Source organism: Streptomyces sp. NPDC043746 (genome assembly GCF_056436485.1).
The window spans coordinates 21,719-36,679 of sequence record NZ_JBWKCM010000009.1 but is presented as its reverse complement, the minus strand read 5'-3'; the positions used below and the strand labels follow the sequence as shown (position 1 = coordinate 36,679).

Here is a 14,961-nt window from a genome sequence, read left to right as displayed (position 1 = left end):
CCTCCCAACCTCGCCTCCCCCCCCCCCCCCCCCCCCCCCCCCCCTTCTCCCCTCCCCCCCCCCCCCCCCCCCCCCCCCCCCCCCCCCCCCCCCCCGCTACGGCGTTGCTACAGGTGCTGCGCGACGGCGGGCATCAGGTCCTGGAAGGTGCGCCCGTCGGCCGCAGCGCCGATGGCCGCCATCTGCCAACCCGCCCCGGAGCGCTGGACCTTGGCCATGATCTGCGCGGTGTGCCGCCCGCCGCCGGTCAGCGTGTACCGGGCCAGCTCCTGGCCGTTGCTCTCGTCGACCAGACGGCAGAAGGCGGCCTCGACCTCCTCGAAGGTCTGGCCGGTGAACGAGTTCACCGTGAAGACGATCTGGTCGACATGGGCGGGCACCCGGCGCAGGTCGACGACGATGGACTCGTCGTCCCCGCCCTCGCCCGCCCCGCCGACCCGGTTGTCACCGGTGTGCTGGACCGAACCGTCGTCACTGGTCAGGTGCTGGAAGAAGACGACGTCCTGGGGCTCCTGGCCGGCGAAGAGCACGGCCGATGCGTCCAGGTCGATGTCACGGGCGGTCAGCCGGGCCAGGAAGCCCTTGCGGGGCGCCGACTTCCAGCCCAGCCCCATCCGGACGACGCCGAGTTCACCGCCGCCGGACTTGGTGAGACTGACCTGCTGGCCCTTGGAGAGGTTGATCGTCATGTTTCCGCCTTCGGTGGCTTCGCTGAGATGGGTACGTCCGGACCGGCCCGGAGTGTTCAGAGACCGACGCCGAAGTCGGCGACGATACCGCTCAGCCCGGAGGCGTAACCCTGCCCGACCGCACGGAACTTCCACTCCGCGCCGTGCCGGTAGAGCTCGCCGAAGACCATCGCCGTCTCGGTGGAGGCGTCCTCGCTGAGGTCGTAACGGGCGATCTCCGCGCCGCCTGCCTGGTTCACCACGCGGATGTAGGCGTTGCGGACCTGGCCGAAGCTCTGGCCGCGGCCCTCGGCCTCGTGGATCGAGACGGGGAACACGATCTTGGCGACCGTCCCCGGAACGGCGGAGAGGTCGACCTTGACGATCTCGTCGTCGCCCTCGCCCTCACCGGTCAGGTTGTCCCCGGTGTGCTCGACCGAACCGTCCGGGCTCTTCAGGTTGTTGTAGAAGACGAAGTGCTCGTTGGAGAGGACCTTGCCCGACTCGTCGCAGAGCAGCGCGCTGGCGTCGAGGTCGTAGTCGGTGCCGGTGGTCGTGCGGACGTCCCAGCCGAGGCCGACGAGGATCGCGGTCAGCCCCGGGGCCTCCTTGGTCAGCGAGACATTTCCGCCCTTGGCCAGGCTCACGCCCATGGTGTTCTCCCTTGTGTGGTCACGAGTGTGCACACGGACCGCACCGCCACGGGTGACGGCACGGACACGCTGCGGCAACACCATAAAATCTACAGCACTGTAGAGTTTCGGGATCGCCGCCGGGGGCCGACGGCTGGATACCATTCCCCGGTGCCCGGCGGGTGAACGGCCGCGACCGGGCCGCGGAGCGAAAGGGGGCCGGGGCGGTGGACGCCGAAGGAACCGGTGGCGAACAGGAAACGCCTGCCCGCAGGCGCGGCCAGGGCGAGTTGGAGTCCCAGGTGCTGTCCGTGCTGGGCGAGGCGACCGAACCGGTCACCGCCGCGTGGGTGCTACAACGGCTCGGCGGCGGCCTGTCGTACAGCACCGTGATCACCATCCTCACCCGGCTCCACGCCAAGCAGGCCGTCAGCCGGACCGGACCCAAGCGCCCCGTGCTCTGGCAGCCCGTGGCCAGCGAGGCCGGGCTCGCCGCCCTGCGCATGCGTCGCCTCCTCGACAAGCAGAGCGACCGGGACGCGGTGCTCTCCAGCTTCGTCTCCGTGCTGTCGGCGGACGACGAGGAGCTGCTGCGCTCGCTGCTGGCGGAGAGCGGCCCGGGCGGGGCGGCTCCCGGGGGGTCGGGCCCTGGCCGGTCCGATTCCGGTGGGTCGGGGCCCGGTCGGCCCGGCCCCGATCCGGTCGGCCCCGATCCGTCCGGCCCCGGTGGGCCGGACGCGGCGGCGGACCGGCCGGAGGGCTGACGATGGGTGTCTTCGTCTATCTGCCCCTGGTCCTGCCGCTGACCGCCCTGCCGATCGCACGCCTGGCCGAACAGCACCTGCACCCACGGAGAGCCGCACGCCTTCTGACGACCGTCGCCGTGATCCTCGCCTCCTGCAGCCTGGTCTGTCTCGGGCTGCTGGTGGTGGTCGGCACCGCGCAGCTGCCCGGCAACCCGCTGCCCGACGGCTGGTCCGACGACGAGGTCCGCGAGGCCGTCCCGCACGACGCCTTCGCCGGAAAGGCGTCCATCCTGGCGCTCGTCGCCGTCACCATGGCCTGCGGGTTCACCCTTCACCGCCACTACCGCTTCCGCGCCCGCGCCCACCGCGCGCTCGCCGGGCTGCCGGGCCGCGGCGACCTGGCCGTGCTCCCCGACGACGTGCCCTACGCCTACGCGCTGCCCGGCTCGCCCGGCCGGGTCATGGTCTCCACCGCCATGCTCGCCGGTCTGGACCCGGCGGAGCGCCGGGCGCTGCTCGCCCATGAGCGGGCCCACCTGGCGGGCCACCACCACCGGCTGCTGCTCGCGACCCGGCTGGCCGGGTGCGTCAACCCGCTGCTGCGCCCTCTCCAGGCGGCTCTCGTCTACTCCACCGAGCGCTGGGCGGACGAGGAGGCGGCCCGGGCCACGGGCGATCGCCGGCTGACCGCCCGGGCGGTCGGCAAGGCGGCGCTGATCTCCCGCCCGGACCCCAGGGCCGCCGCCGTGGCGGGCTTCGCGGCGGCCGGGCCGGTGCCCCGCCGGGTGGCCGCGCTGCTGGGCCCGGTCCCGCCGGACCGCGGCTGGCCGCCCGCGCTGACACCGGCCGGGGTCGCCGCGTTCGTCGCCGCCGCGGGCACGACGGTCTCCGCGCTCTCGGCGCTCAACGCGGCCGTCGCCCTCTATCTCGTACTGGAGGCGGCGACGACGCCGCTGTGACCTCCTCGCACGGGCGCCCCCCGGCGCCGGTACGAGGCCCCCGGCCCCGCCGGTCCACCGCCTCCACCACGCTCCACCACCCCGATCGGCCCGCCGGATCGCTCCGGCGGGCCGATGCCGTCGGGTCAGGACCCCTGGGCGTCCAGCGCGGCGAGGGCCTGTGCCCAGCGGGCGTACTTCAAGTTGGCCAGATCTGCCACCGTCTTGACGTTGAACGCCTCCTGGAGCAGCTCGCCGTCGCGGTCCGAGACGCCCTTCAGCGCCGAGACCGGCGCCGCGAGGATGGTGGCCAGGTCCTTGTCCGCGTAAGCCTTGTTGAGCACCTTGTCCAGGTCGATCTGGGCCACTGCTGCCTCCTGAGAACTCGTTCGTCCGCCGTCACGGCGGCCGGCCCCGGACGGGACCGTCAGCACAACTGCGGTGAGGCGCAGGGGAGTTCCCGAGGGGTTCGGGGGTCGCCGGAATCGAGCCATGTGAGGTGCGCGGCCTTGACATCTACGCGACTGTAGAGTGCGCGAGCCCGGCCACGAGGAGCGGGAGGGTGTCGGCGGGCCCGGGCCCGCCGGCACCTTCGGAGTACGGGCATCAGGGACATGCCGCTTCCTCGACCTCGCCGTGCCCGAGCGGCCGGCGACGTTCCCGACCTCCGGGCTGGGCGGCCTGGACGATCCCCCGGCCCGGCTGCTCCACCCCCCCTCGGTGCCCGGGAGAGGGGGCGGGTCAGGCTGGGGTGTCCCGCTCGGTCGTCTCCCCGCGGATCACCCGGGGGGACGGCTGGGACGGGCCGCCGTCCTCCTCCTTGAGCGCCTGCTTCTCGCTCTTGAGGATGCGCGCGGCCTTTCCGGCCGACCGCACGAGGTCGGGCAGCCTCTTCACGGCCAGCACCGCCACGATCACCAGGAGAAGGATGGTCAGTTCGCCGATTCCGAACATGATTGCCGCTTTCTCTGGGGAGGGACCGGCCGGCAAGGCCGTCCGGCCCCTGACGGTCCGGCAGAGGGGAACCTGAGCCGAATCTACAGGCCTGTAGAGTATCCGCTCGCGGGTTCTGTGATCAGGCTCCCCGTACAACCGCCTTTCAGGCCAGCCGTGTTCGGCGGGCCTCGGACGACCGGGGAAGCCCAGGATGACGGACCGTACGGCGCGGACGCCGCGCCGCCGGCAGGCGGTGGCCGCATGCTGCCGGGAGATCACCGAGGCCCGCTGGTTCGCCGCCCTCGTCTTCGTCCTCATCCTCGCCAACGCCGCGGTCCTCGGCATCGAGACGTACAGCGGGCTGAGCGACCGCTGGCGGCTGGGCTTACGCGCCACGGAGTACGCCTTCCTCGCCGCGTTCACCGTGGAGATCCTGCTGCGCGCCGGAGCCCACGCCGACCGCCCCAAGGACTTCTTCCGCGACCCGTGGAACCTCTTCGACCTCCTCGTGGTCCTCTCCGCGTTCCTGCCGGTCATCCGTGAGAACGGCACCGTGCTCCGGCTGCTGCGGCTCGCCCGCGTCCTGCGCGCCGCCCGCTTCCTGCCGCAACTGCGGATCATCCTGGTCGCCGTCGGCCGGAGCCTGCCGGGCACCGCCGGCTTCCTGGTCGTCGGGGGTCTGCTGCTCTACCTCTACGCCATGCTCGGCTGGATCTGCTTCTCGGCCCAGGACCCGGAACACTTCGGCTCCCTGGGCCGCGCGGTCCTGACCCTCTTCCTGCTGATGACCCTGGACGGTCTCGGTGACGCCGTGCACGCGGGCCTGGAGATCTCCCGGTGGAGCATCCTCTACTACGCCTCGTACGTCCTGCTCGCCTCGTTCGTGCTGGTGAACGTGTTGATCGGGGTCGTGATCACCTCCCTGGAAGAGGCCCGCTCCATGGAGGCGGACGAGGACGGGGCCGGGCCCGCGGAGACCCCGGCCGCCGGGGTGCGGCCTCCGTACACCGGCGACCCGGTCCTGCTCCGCGCCCGCGTCGCGGCGGCCCGCCGTGCCCTGGACGACCTCGAACGGGCCCTGGCCGACACCGCACCCGAAGTCGGGGCCCCGGACCCACCGCCCGCCCGGCCTCCGGGCGGCAGCCGTACGGTGGCGTCCGGGGGGTAGAGCCACCTGCTGAGCCCCCGACGCCCCGCCCGCCCGGACCGGTTCTCCCCCGACGGCTGCCCGGCCCGGCCGGTCGACGGAACCGGGCTCGGCGGTCATCGTGCGGGTGTGCGTCCGGGCCTCGGGGCGGGGACGATGCGGAACGCGGTGTTGAGGACGTGGTCGATCACATCGCGCGAGGGCTTGTCCGTGAGGTCGGTGAGGAGACGGGCCAGGGTGTTGAGGAGGAACGGGGAGTTCATGACGTACCGGTTGAGCACCGGCTGGAACCCCGAGCGGCTGAAGACCACGTCGGCGGCCGCGTTGCCCAGGCGGTAGTGGCGGCCCCAGCGGTGGAACATCTCCACCGGGTAGCCGCGCAGCACCTGCTCGCGGCGCGGGCCCTCCGGGTGGGCCAGGGCGAGCGCGGCGGTCTCGGCGGCGACCTCGCCGGCCTCCAGGGCCTGGGCGATGCCCTCGCCGTTCCAGGGGCTGATCATGCCGCCGGAGTCCCCGACGAGCAGGAGCCCGCGGGCGTACAGCGGGTGGCGGTTGAAGCCGAGGGGCAGGGCGGCGCTGCGGACCGGGCCCCGCGCGTTCTCCTCGCGCAGCCCCCACTCCTCGGGGGTGCGGGCCAGCCACTGGTCGAGGGTGGCCCGCAGGTCCGCCTTTCCGTGCCGGCGGTGGGAGAGCGCGCCGAGCCCCACGTTGACCCGCCCGTCGCCCATCGGGAAGATCCAGCCGTATCCGGGGAGGTAGGGGCCGTGGCCGGGGAAGCGCAGATCGGCCCAGAGCTCCAGATACTCCTCCTGGGAACGCTGTGGGCTGTGGTAGTAGCGGCGGGCGGCAGTGGCGATCTGCCGCCGGGGATCCCGCTCCAGCCCCAGTGCCAGGGCCAGCCGGGCGGAGGCCCCGTCGGCGGCGATGACGACCGGGGCGCGGAAGTCGACGGGTGTGCGGGAGGCGGCCCGAGCGCCGTCGTCGGCGGGCGTGCGCCGGACTGCCGGACCCGGGGCGTCCGACCGGGCGGCCACCCCCGTGACCCGGCCCGCCCGGTCCGTCAGCGGTGCCTCCGCCTTCCAGCCGCTGAAGAGCCGGGCCCCGGCCGCTACCGCGTGGCGCGCCAGGATGTCGTCGAAGTCGTGGCGGCTGCGGGAGAGCCCGAAGTCCGGGTAGCGGCCCAGCGCGGGCCAGTCGATGTGCACCCGGTGCTCCCCGGCCACCCAGCGCATCCCGCGCGAACGGATCCAGCCCGGCGCGGAGATGTCGACGCCCATCCGGATGAGCTGGTGCACCGCGCGCGGGGTGAGGCCGTCGCCGCACACCTTCTCGCGGGGGAACCGGGCCTTCTCCAGCAGGATCACGTCCACGCCCGCCCGCGCCAGGTGGTACGCGGCCGAGGCGCCGGCCGGGCCCGCCCCCACCACGATGACCTGGGCGTCCTCGCCCGTTCGTCCTGCCGCTCGATCCGCGTGTCCGCCCGCCGCCGCCGGTTCTGGTGACATGCCCCGCATCGCAACCCCTCCCACGGACGGCCGGTGCCCTGCCGGGGTGCCGACCCCGGGCGACATCATCATCGGCCAGGAGGGGCCGCGGCGGAACCAGGCCTCGGCCCCGTCGCGCCCCGTCGCCCCGCTCAACCCCCGTCGCCCCGTGCCGCCGCCAGGGCGACCTGGTGCAGGGTGCGCCCCGTACGGGCGGAGCGGGCGTGGTACGGGTCCGGTGAGCCGGGCCTGCCCCGTACGGCGAGCCGGTCGGCGGCCTTGATCAGCAGCCACGCCTCCCGGCCGCCGCTCTCCGGCTCGTCGCCCACCCGGAAGCGGGTGAGCGCGAACTCGCCGTGCAGCTTGGAGCCGTGGAGCCAGAACGTGGCATGGCCGAGGGCCAGCGACTGTGCGAAGGGGACGTCCTCGCCCTGCCGGTCGTGGCCGAGCGGCTCGTAGGTGCCCTGGTCCCAGACGATCACCGTGCCGCTGCCCGACTCGCCCTGGGGGATGACCCCCTCGAACTCGCGGTACTCCAGCGGGTGGTCCTCCGTCTCCACGGCGAGCCGCCGGTCGCTCGGGTTCTCCGACGGGCCGCGGGGTACCGCCCAGGACTTGAGTACGCCGTCGACCTCCAGGCGGAAGTCGAAGTGCATGCGCCGCGCGTCATGGATCTGCACGACGAAACAGGGGCGCGGTGCGCCGTCGGGCCGGGGCCCGGGTACGCCGTCGTTCCGCATGCCGTGCTCCCTACCGCCCGTACCGTCACTCCCGCCGGGCTGTCCGGTGCGGCCCAGCCGTGCGACCGGGCCGGTACCTCCACTCTGCCGCCGCCCGTAGGGAAGCGCATGGTGGGCCCGCCCGCCTTCAGGTGCATATGCCCATGACACGGTCCGGGGGTCTTCCGGTCCGGGCCAGGCCATTGACGGCTCCCGGGGCACTCCGCCCCGCCCTCTGCGCGGCCCCCCTGCCCTGTTGTTCTGCCCTCCCCGCCGCCCCACTCCCGACAGAGGGAACGGAATAGCATGATCCTCATGGAACAGCGCACACTCGTCAGGACCGGCCGTGACGTCTCGGTCGTCGGACAGGGCACCTGGCAGCTCGGCGGTGACTGGGGAGAGGTCGAGGAGAGCGACGCCTTCGGCGTCCTGGACGCGGCCGTCGACTCCGGCGTCACCTTCTTCGACACCGCGGACGTGTACGGGGACGGCCGCAGTGAACAGCTCATCGGCCGCTACCTCAAGAACCGCCCGGAGGCGGACGTCCTCGTCGCCACCAAGATGGGCCGCCGCGCCGACCAGGTGCCGGAGAACTACGTCCTGGACAACTTCCGTGCCTGGAACGACCGTTCCCGTGCCAACCTCGGCGTCGACACGCTCGACCTCGTACAACTGCACTGCCCGCCCACCAGCGTCTACTCCTCCGACGCCGTCTACGACGCCCTGGACACCCTGGTCGACGAGCAGCGGATCGCCGCCTACGCGGTGAGCGTGGAGACCTGCGCCGAGGCGCTGACCGCCATCGCCCGCCCCGGCGTCGCGAGTGTGCAGATCATCCTCAACCCGTTCCGCCTCAAGCCCCTGGACGAGGTCCTTCCGGCAGCCGTCGCGGCGGGCGTCGGCATCGTCGCCCGCGTCCCGCTCGCCTCCGGACTGCTCTCCGGGAGGTACACGCAGGACACGGTCTTCGGCCCCGACGACCACCGTACGTACAACCGCCACGGCGAGGCGTTCGACCAGGGCGAGACGTTCTCCGGCGTCGACTACGCGACCGGCGTCGCCGCCGCGGCCGAGTTCGCCGGACTGGCCCCCGAGGGTGCCACGCCCGCGCAGACCGCGCTGCGTTGGATCATCCAGCAGCCCGGCGTCACCAGCGTGATCCCCGGCGCCCGCTCGGTGGAACAGGCCCGCGCCAACGCGGCGGCCGCCGCCCTGCCGCCGCTGCCGCAGTCCACGCTGGACGCCGTGCGGGAGCTGTACGACCGGTCGATCCGGCCCGAGGTCCACGACCGCTGGTGATCCGGGGCGGCGGCCGAGGGGGTGGGCGGGACTCAGTCGTCCTGCTCGTCGTCCTCCCGCTCGGGGGAGCCCGGCTGCTGCCCGCCCTCCTGGTCGTCCCCGCCGCCCTGTCCGTCCTGGACGCCCTGCGAGGCCGGGCCGGAGGGAGCGGGGGCGGGGGTGTCGGCGGAGCTGGACTCCGGGGAGAACAGGATCATCCCCAGATAGACCGCCGCCAGGAACGTCGCCGCGCCCGCGATCGCGCTCGCCACCCTCGGCCGCCGCCGGATCGCCTCCCGTGTGGAGCGGCGGCGGGCCGGGGCGGACCGGGACGCGGTGCTGCGTCTGCGTCCCGTAGGCTGCGGCAGCCGGTAGGTCGAGGGGCCCACGGGGGCGGGCGGCGCGGCCGCCGCGGGGACCGGGGCGGGGGAGGGGGCCCGGCGGGAGACGGGCTTCGGCGCCGGCAGGGGCTCCGCGCGGCCGCGCCACGCGTCGGTGCGGAACCAGTCGGAGACCTGCTGCGCGGTGGGCCGCTCCTCGGGCTTCTTGGCCAGCAGGCCGAGCAGGTACGCGTCGAAGGCGGCCGAGATGTCCACCCCGCGCTGCCGCAGTGGGACGGGCGGGGTGTCGACATGCTGATACAGCGTGGCGGTCGCGGTGTCGGACGTGAACGGCGGCTTCCCGAGCAGCAGTTGGTAGATGACGCAGCCCAGCGAGTACATGTCGGACGCGGAGTCCGCCGTACGCCCCAGGGCCCGCTCGGGCGCCAGGTAGAGGCTGGTGCCCACGATGTGGCCGGCCGTCGTCAGCGCGGTCGACGGGTCGTCGACGAACTGGGCGATGCCGAAGTCACCGATCTTCACCGAACCGTCCGCGTCCAGCATCAGATTGCCCGGTTTGATGTCCCGGTGGACGATGCCCTGGCGGTGCGCGGCGGCGAGGCCGGCCGCCGCCTCGCCCGCGATCCTCGCGACCTGCTCGGGGTGGACCCGCTCCTGGGCGGCCAGCAGATCACCCAGGCTCTGCCCCTCGACCAGCTCCATCACCAGGAAGAACCGGTCCTCCCAGGCTCCGAAGTCGAAGACGGCCACCAGATGAGGGTGGCTCAGCCGGGCGGCGGTCTGGGCCTCCAGCCGGAACCGGGCGGTCGCCGACGCGTCGGCCTGGTCCCCCAGCAGCAGCTTCACGGCCACGGCACGGCCCAGCACCTCGTCCGTTCCGCGCCAGACCTCGCCCATGCCGCCCCGGCCGATGGGGGACATCAACCGGTACCGACCAGCTACCAGCACCTGTTCACCTCACTCGATTCGCGGCCCGCTCCGACTGCCGGCCCACCGCGCGGCGGCCTGCCCCCGAGGGGCCCTGCACGGCGGAGTGAACGACATGATCAGGATATCGGTCCGCGGGCCGCCGATGTCCCGACGGCCCCGCAGCGGACGACGGCTGACGCCCCGGCACGTTCAGGGGCGCGCGCCCGGCCCGGCCGGTCCGCCCGTGCCCCCCGCCCCGCCCAGCAGCCAGCCGTACGCGGCCTCCGCCGTGAACGCCGACTGCCCCCGGGCGAACAGCAGGTCGGTGGCCGCGAACGCCGGGTCGGAGGCGGTCTCGGGCACGTAGGGGACGGCGATGCACCGCATCCCCGCAGCGCGCGCGGCGGCGGCCCCCGGTGGCGCGTCCTCCAGCACCACGCAGTCGGCCGGTTCCGCCCCCATCCGCCGGGCCGTCTCCAGGAACACGTCGGGCTCCGGCTTCCCGCGCGCGACCTCCTCGGCGGAGACGTACAGCGGGATGTACGCGTCGAGCCCCGTGACCGCGAGCACCGCCCCGATGGCGGCCCTGGAGGAGCCGGAGGCGACCGCCATCGGCACCCCGGCGGCGTGCAGCCGCTCCACGAAGACCCGCATCTGCCCGAACACCTCGGTGGAGGCCCCGGCCAGCTCCAGATAGAGCGCGTTCTTCCCGGCGAGCAGCTCGTCCACCGGGGCGTCGATCCCGTACTCGCGGCGCAGGGCGACCAGGGTCTCCCGGGTGCCGATCCCGATGAACCGGGTGTGCTCCTCCCAGCCGAAGCCCGTGACCCCGTACCGGGCGAGCAGCCGCCGCCCGGCCTCGTAGTAGTTCGGCTCGCTGTCCACCAGCGTTCCGTCGAGGTCGAAGATCACCTGGGGTCCGGGGCGTGATGTCATGACCCCCAGCATGCCGTAGCCGGGTCCCTCGGCCCCCGCGTGCGAGCCCCGCTCCTCAGTCCTGGTTGCTCGCCGCCCGCCCCACGGATTCGACCAGCGGCAGGACCCGGTGCGCCACCCGCTCGCGCAGCGCCACGTCCGTCCGGGTCCGCACGACGCCCGGCAGCTGGATCAGCCGCTGGATGACGTCCTCCAGGTGCCCGTTGTCCCGGGCGACGACCCGGGTCAGCAGATCCCCGCCGCCGGTGGTCGAGAAGGCCTCGATGATCTCGGGAATGGCCGCCAGCGCGTCCCCGATCTCCACCAGGTGCCCCTGGGTGACCTCCAGGTGGACGAAGGCGAGGACGGGGTGGCCGAGGGCGGCGGGGGAGAGGGTCGGCCCGGTACCGGTGATGACCCCGTCACGCTCCAGCCGGTCGAGCCGGGCCTGCAGGGTGCCCCGGGCCACCCCGAGGGTGCGCGCGTACTCCCGCACGCTGGTGCGCGGCTGCTCGATCAGCAGGCGCAGGATCCGGGTGTCGAGCGCGTCCACGGCCATGGTCCGTCGGCCTCCTTCCGGTCCGGACGATACGGTTCCGACTGTACCGATGGTCCACTCGAAGGCCGGCCGACGTGATCGTTCGGTCGTCGGACGTGTACGGCTGTGCTGCCGAGCCGGTGGAGCCGTGCGCCGGGCCGGGGGATCGCCCTGGGGCGGCCGGTGAGAAGTGAGGTGGTCGGCCCGGATGTCCACGTTCGTCCCCGTACTGCTGCCCGCCCTGAGTGCGGCCCCGACGGCTGTCGCCGGGATCCGTGACCGGACGGCACGGAAAGGCGGCGCATCGTCGGTGGGAGCGCGCGGCCTTCTCCCGCTGGGATGGGTGGCCGCGGGGGTGACGGTCCTCGCCGCACTGGCCGGATCGGTCGTCGGCGGCCTGGCCGAGGAGAACCTCCGCCCGGTCCTCCTGCTCACCAACGCGGCATGGGGAATGCTCGCGCTGGTGTCGCTCACGCGGCTGCCCCGCCGGGCGCTCCGGACGGCCGAGGCCCTGGCGCTCGCCGTTCCCGTCGCCGTCTCCGCCTTCCTCGTCATGGGCGCGGTCCGCTGGGACCCGCCCCCTCTCCCCGCTGGTCCGTTGGCATCCTCCCGGCCGAAGGGCCACGGCGGAGACTATGCCATTGGTCCACCTTTTTCGCCCTCGTTTGATCCAAGCGCCCTCAGGATGCTCTGATACTGGTGTCGATGGCGCTGCGGACTTCCGCGGCGCCTTTTTCATGCCGAGCGCGCGGATCCCCCGGGGCACCGGCCACCGGGGACGCGGAAGGGGAGCAGAGTGCTGAAGAGGGTCTTCGTCGCGCCGGACCCGGGGCGGGTGCGGCTGCGGTTCGCGAGCCGCGCCGTCATCGGGGTCGGGCTCGCGGTCGTGCTGTGCGGGCTCGTCGGGCACTCGCTCGTCGCGGCCATCACCGGCGGTCTCGCGGCGCTGCTCGCCCTCTTCACGGTCACCGACGCCACCGTGCGGCAGCAGGCCGTCACGACCGCGCTGCTGCCCGCCGCCGGGCTCCCCGTCCTCGCCGTCGCCGCCGCGCTGCACGACCAGCCGCTCGCCCGTGACCTGGTCTTCCTCGCGGTGATGGGCGCGGGCGTCTACGCCCGGCGCTGGGGACCGCGCGGGCACGCGCTGGGCATCTTCGCGTTCATGACCTTCTTCGCCGCCCAGTTCCTGCACACGGTGCCGGGGCAGCTGCCCGAGCTGTACGCCGCCGTCCTGCTCTCCCTGGCCGCCTCCGCCACCGTCCGCTTCGGCCTGTGGTGCTACGAGCGGCGGCTGCCCGCCGCGGCCGTGCCCGCACCCCCGGAGGGCCGGGGGCTGGCCCGTATCACCACCCGGCAGGCGGTGCAGGCCACCCTGGGGGGCGCCTTCGCGCTGGGCCTGGGGCAGCTCCTCTCCGACCAGCGCTGGTACTGGGCCGTCGGTGCCACCTGGTGGGTGTTCGTCAACACCACCTCGCGCGGCGAGACCCTCGTACGCGGCTTCCGCCGGGTGCTGGGGACCGTGATCGGTATCGCGGCCGGCTTCTTCGTCGCCATCCCGCTGGAGGGCGCCGGGGCGCCGACCGCGGCCATCGTCGCGGTCTGCGTCTTCGGGATCTTCTACACGGCCGCGGTCTCGTACAGCTGGATGATGTTCTTCGTCACCGTCATGGTCGGCGTGCTCTACGGGGTTCTGGGCGTCCTGGACGCCTCCCTGCTCTGGCTGCGGGTCGCGGAGACGGCCGTCGGCGCGCTCGGTGCCGTCCTGGCCGTGCTGCTGGTCCTGCCCGTCACGACCCACGCCGTGACCGACGCGTGGATCCGCAAGGCCCTGCGGTGCGTGCACGCCTGCACGGCCGAGGCCGCCGAACGCCTCGCAGGCTCCCTGAGCGCGGACCCGGCGCCCCGCGTCGCGGAACTCGACGTGCTCCTGGGGCGGGTCCGGCTCTCGCTCGCCCCGCTGGTGCACCCTCTGAGCCCGCTGAAGGCCCGCAAGGCGCGGGCGCGCCAGGTGCTGGCCCTGCTGGACGACTGCGTACGGGAGGTGCGCGGGCTGGCCTCCATCGCCGCGGACCCGGCCGCCTCGCACGACGCCCGGCTGTCGGCCGCCTGCTCCCGGGTGGAGGAGGCGGTGGAGGAGCTGCTGCGCCAGGAGAGCCGGCAGGTGCGGGGCGCCGAGCGCGCGGCCGTGCAGCCCGCCGCCGCGCCGGACCACCCCGCCCTGGCCCACCTGCACGGCCTGGAGCGTGCCCTGGGTGACCTCGCCGCACCCCTGCGCAGCTCCCCCCGGGCCCCGATCGCGGCCTGAGCCCGCCCGCCCCGGGCCGACGGTCGCCCCAACGCCTCGCGCACCCACGTCACCCTCCCGCCCCCCGGGTGCAGCCGGCCAGGTCGTCCCGCGTAGCCGTCCCGACCGTCCCGCGAGATTGGTCCAGACCTGAGGGGGGCCGCCTGCTACCGTCGGCCTGGAGATCACGGCGACGGTGAAGTGGGGTAGTGCGATGGGCGGCAGCAATTCCGGGCGGGCATTCATGGGGTCGTTCACCTCGGCGGGCGGCCTCGGCGTCACCGTCGCGGAACTCGACCGGAACACCGGGGCGCTCACCGTGCTCGGCTCGTCGGACGCCGTCCCCGACCCCTCGTTCCTGGCCCTCGCGCCGGGCGGAACGGTCCTCTACGCGGTCGGCGAGAGCGCCCCCGGATCGGCGGCCGCCTTCGACGTCAGCGGCGACGTACCGGCCCTCCTGGGCCCCGTGCGCCCCGTCGACGCCGACGGGCCCACCCACCTCGCCCTCGCCGCGGACCACCTGGTCACCGCCAACTACGGCTCCGGCAGCGTCAGCGTCCTGCCCGTCCTCCCCGACGGCTCCCTCGGCCCGGTCTCCTCGGTCGTCCGGCACGAGGGCGGCGGCCCCGACAGCGAGCGCCAGGAGGGGCCGCACGCCCACCAGGTGCTGGCCGACCACTCCGGCCGCTGGGTGGTGAGCGTGGACCTCGGCACCGACTCGGTGCGGGTCGGGACCCTGGACCCCGCCACCGGCACCCTGGAGCCGCACGGCGAGAGCGCCCTGCGCCCGGGTACCGGACCGCGCCACCTGGCCTTCCACCCCTCGGGCCGCTACGCCTACGTCCTCAGCGAGCTGGTCCCCACCCTCACCGTGTGCCGCTGGGACGCCGAGGCGGGCCTTCTGGAGCCGCTGGGGGAGGTGCTGGTGCTGCCCGAGTCCGACCCCGCGGCCCACTCCGCGGACGGCTCCGTACCCACCTACCCGTCCGAGGTGGTCGTCGCCCACGACGGGCGCTTCCTGTGGACCGCCAACCGGGGCCACGACAGCATCTCGGTGCTCACCCTCGACGAGAGCGGCGAGAAGGCCGCGCTGGTGGCCACCGTCGGCTGCGGCGGCCACTGGCCCCGCGACCTCACCCTCGACCCGAGCGGCCAGTGGCTCTACGCGGCCAACGAGCGCTCCGGAAACGTCAGCTGGTTCGCCGTGGACGCCGAGACGGGCGTCCCGCGGCAGGCGGGCTCCGTGGAGGTTCCGGCAGCCTCCTGCGTCGTGCTCGGCTGACTCGGGGCGATACCCGCGAACGCGCGGAAGCCGTGGGGGGGGGGGGGGGGGCGTCTTCCTCCGGGGGTGCAGAGTTTCGTGGTGTTGTGTTTCTTCCCCCGAGACGGCGCGGCGGGGGCAAGGTGAGTCTCCTCGGGTGCTCTA

At 74.0% G+C, this 14,961-nt stretch carries 16 protein-coding genes; 7 read left to right on the top strand and 9 right to left on the bottom strand.

Annotated elements, in window-relative coordinates:
* Positions 1 to 107: 107 nt before the first annotated feature.
* On the bottom strand, positions 108 to 689 hold the full coding sequence (locus AC0682_RS12470; RefSeq protein ID WP_254813098.1) for a TerD family protein: 582 nt from the start codon (positions 687 to 689) through the stop codon (positions 108 to 110).
* Between the two features lie 56 nt (positions 690 to 745).
* Complete coding sequence (locus AC0682_RS12465; protein ID WP_254813099.1) at positions 746 to 1,321, bottom strand: TerD family protein; 576 nt, start codon at positions 1,319 to 1,321, stop codon at positions 746 to 748.
* Positions 1,322 to 1,527: 206 nt separating this feature from the next.
* On the opposite strand from AC0682_RS12465, the gene AC0682_RS12460 reads away from it, so the two are divergent.
* Both AC0682_RS12460 and AC0682_RS12455 read left to right on the top strand, forming a co-directional pair.
* Positions 1,528 to 2,064, top strand: coding sequence for a BlaI/MecI/CopY family transcriptional regulator (locus AC0682_RS12460; RefSeq protein ID WP_478532645.1), 537 nt, complete (start codon positions 1,528 to 1,530; stop codon positions 2,062 to 2,064).
* Between the two features lie 2 nt (positions 2,065 to 2,066).
* Entirely contained in the window at positions 2,067 to 3,005 is a 939-nt protein-coding gene (locus AC0682_RS12455) for a M56 family metallopeptidase (protein ID WP_478532643.1), read from the top strand.
* A 125-nt stretch (positions 3,006 to 3,130) separates the two neighbouring features.
* Here AC0682_RS12455 and AC0682_RS12450 read toward each other — a convergent pair whose 3' ends face one another.
* The gene (locus AC0682_RS12450; protein WP_478532642.1) at positions 3,131 to 3,352 is read right to left on the bottom strand and encodes a hypothetical protein; all 222 of its coding nucleotides are present in this window, start codon (positions 3,350 to 3,352) and stop codon (positions 3,131 to 3,133) included.
* 373 nt (positions 3,353 to 3,725) lie between these two features.
* Positions 3,726 to 3,938: a twin-arginine translocase TatA/TatE family subunit gene (locus AC0682_RS12445; protein WP_028418812.1), complete on the bottom strand. Its 213-nt coding sequence runs from the start codon at positions 3,936 to 3,938 to the stop codon at positions 3,726 to 3,728.
* Positions 3,939 to 4,131: 193 nt separating this feature from the next.
* On the opposite strand from AC0682_RS12445, the gene AC0682_RS12440 reads away from it, so the two are divergent.
* Positions 4,132 to 5,088 carry an ion transporter gene (locus AC0682_RS12440; RefSeq protein WP_478532640.1) on the top strand — a complete coding sequence of 319 codons (957 nt, stop codon included), beginning with the start codon at positions 4,132 to 4,134 and terminating at the stop codon, positions 5,086 to 5,088.
* 95 nt (positions 5,089 to 5,183) lie between these two features.
* Here AC0682_RS12440 and AC0682_RS12435 read toward each other — a convergent pair whose 3' ends face one another.
* Together AC0682_RS12435 and AC0682_RS12430 are read right to left on the bottom strand one after the other, a co-directional pair.
* A complete protein-coding gene (locus AC0682_RS12435) occupies positions 5,184 to 6,581 on the bottom strand; it encodes a geranylgeranyl reductase family protein (RefSeq protein ID WP_478532639.1) in 1,398 nt (465 codons plus the stop codon).
* Positions 6,582 to 6,703: 122 nt separating this feature from the next.
* On the bottom strand, positions 6,704 to 7,291 hold the full coding sequence (locus AC0682_RS12430; protein WP_478532638.1) for a DNA polymerase ligase N-terminal domain-containing protein: 588 nt from the start codon (positions 7,289 to 7,291) through the stop codon (positions 6,704 to 6,706).
* A gap of 285 nt (positions 7,292 to 7,576) precedes the next feature.
* Between AC0682_RS12430 and AC0682_RS12425 the strand changes: the two genes are divergently transcribed.
* Positions 7,577 to 8,569: an aldo/keto reductase gene (locus tag AC0682_RS12425; protein ID WP_478532636.1), complete on the top strand. Its 993-nt coding sequence runs from the start codon at positions 7,577 to 7,579 to the stop codon at positions 8,567 to 8,569.
* A 32-nt stretch (positions 8,570 to 8,601) separates the two neighbouring features.
* Here the strand turns inward: AC0682_RS12425 and AC0682_RS12420 are convergent, their stop codons facing one another.
* The 3 genes from AC0682_RS12420 to AC0682_RS12410 all read right to left on the bottom strand — a co-directional run bounded on the left by AC0682_RS12420 (position 8,602) and on the right by AC0682_RS12410 (position 11,272).
* Positions 8,602 to 9,837: a serine/threonine-protein kinase gene (locus AC0682_RS12420; protein ID WP_478532635.1), complete on the bottom strand. Its 1,236-nt coding sequence runs from the start codon at positions 9,835 to 9,837 to the stop codon at positions 8,602 to 8,604.
* Between the two features lie 171 nt (positions 9,838 to 10,008).
* Entirely contained in the window at positions 10,009 to 10,746 is a 738-nt protein-coding gene (locus AC0682_RS12415; protein ID WP_478532634.1) for an HAD family hydrolase, read from the bottom strand.
* A 43-nt stretch (positions 10,747 to 10,789) separates the two neighbouring features.
* Positions 10,790 to 11,272: an Lrp/AsnC family transcriptional regulator gene (locus tag AC0682_RS12410; RefSeq protein WP_478532633.1), complete on the bottom strand. Its 483-nt coding sequence runs from the start codon at positions 11,270 to 11,272 to the stop codon at positions 10,790 to 10,792.
* Positions 11,273 to 11,459: 187 nt separating this feature from the next.
* Between AC0682_RS12410 and AC0682_RS12405 the strand changes: the two genes are divergently transcribed.
* The 3 genes from AC0682_RS12405 to AC0682_RS12395 all read left to right on the top strand — a co-directional run bounded on the left by AC0682_RS12405 (position 11,460) and on the right by AC0682_RS12395 (position 14,817).
* Positions 11,460 to 11,945, top strand: coding sequence for a hypothetical protein (locus AC0682_RS12405; protein ID WP_478532632.1), 486 nt, complete (start codon positions 11,460 to 11,462; stop codon positions 11,943 to 11,945).
* A gap of 102 nt (positions 11,946 to 12,047) precedes the next feature.
* Complete coding sequence (locus AC0682_RS12400; RefSeq protein WP_478532630.1) at positions 12,048 to 13,556, top strand: FUSC family protein; 1,509 nt, start codon at positions 12,048 to 12,050, stop codon at positions 13,554 to 13,556.
* A gap of 193 nt (positions 13,557 to 13,749) precedes the next feature.
* Positions 13,750 to 14,817, top strand: coding sequence for a lactonase family protein (locus AC0682_RS12395; protein ID WP_478532628.1), 1,068 nt, complete (start codon positions 13,750 to 13,752; stop codon positions 14,815 to 14,817).
* Positions 14,818 to 14,961 lie beyond the last annotated feature (144 nt).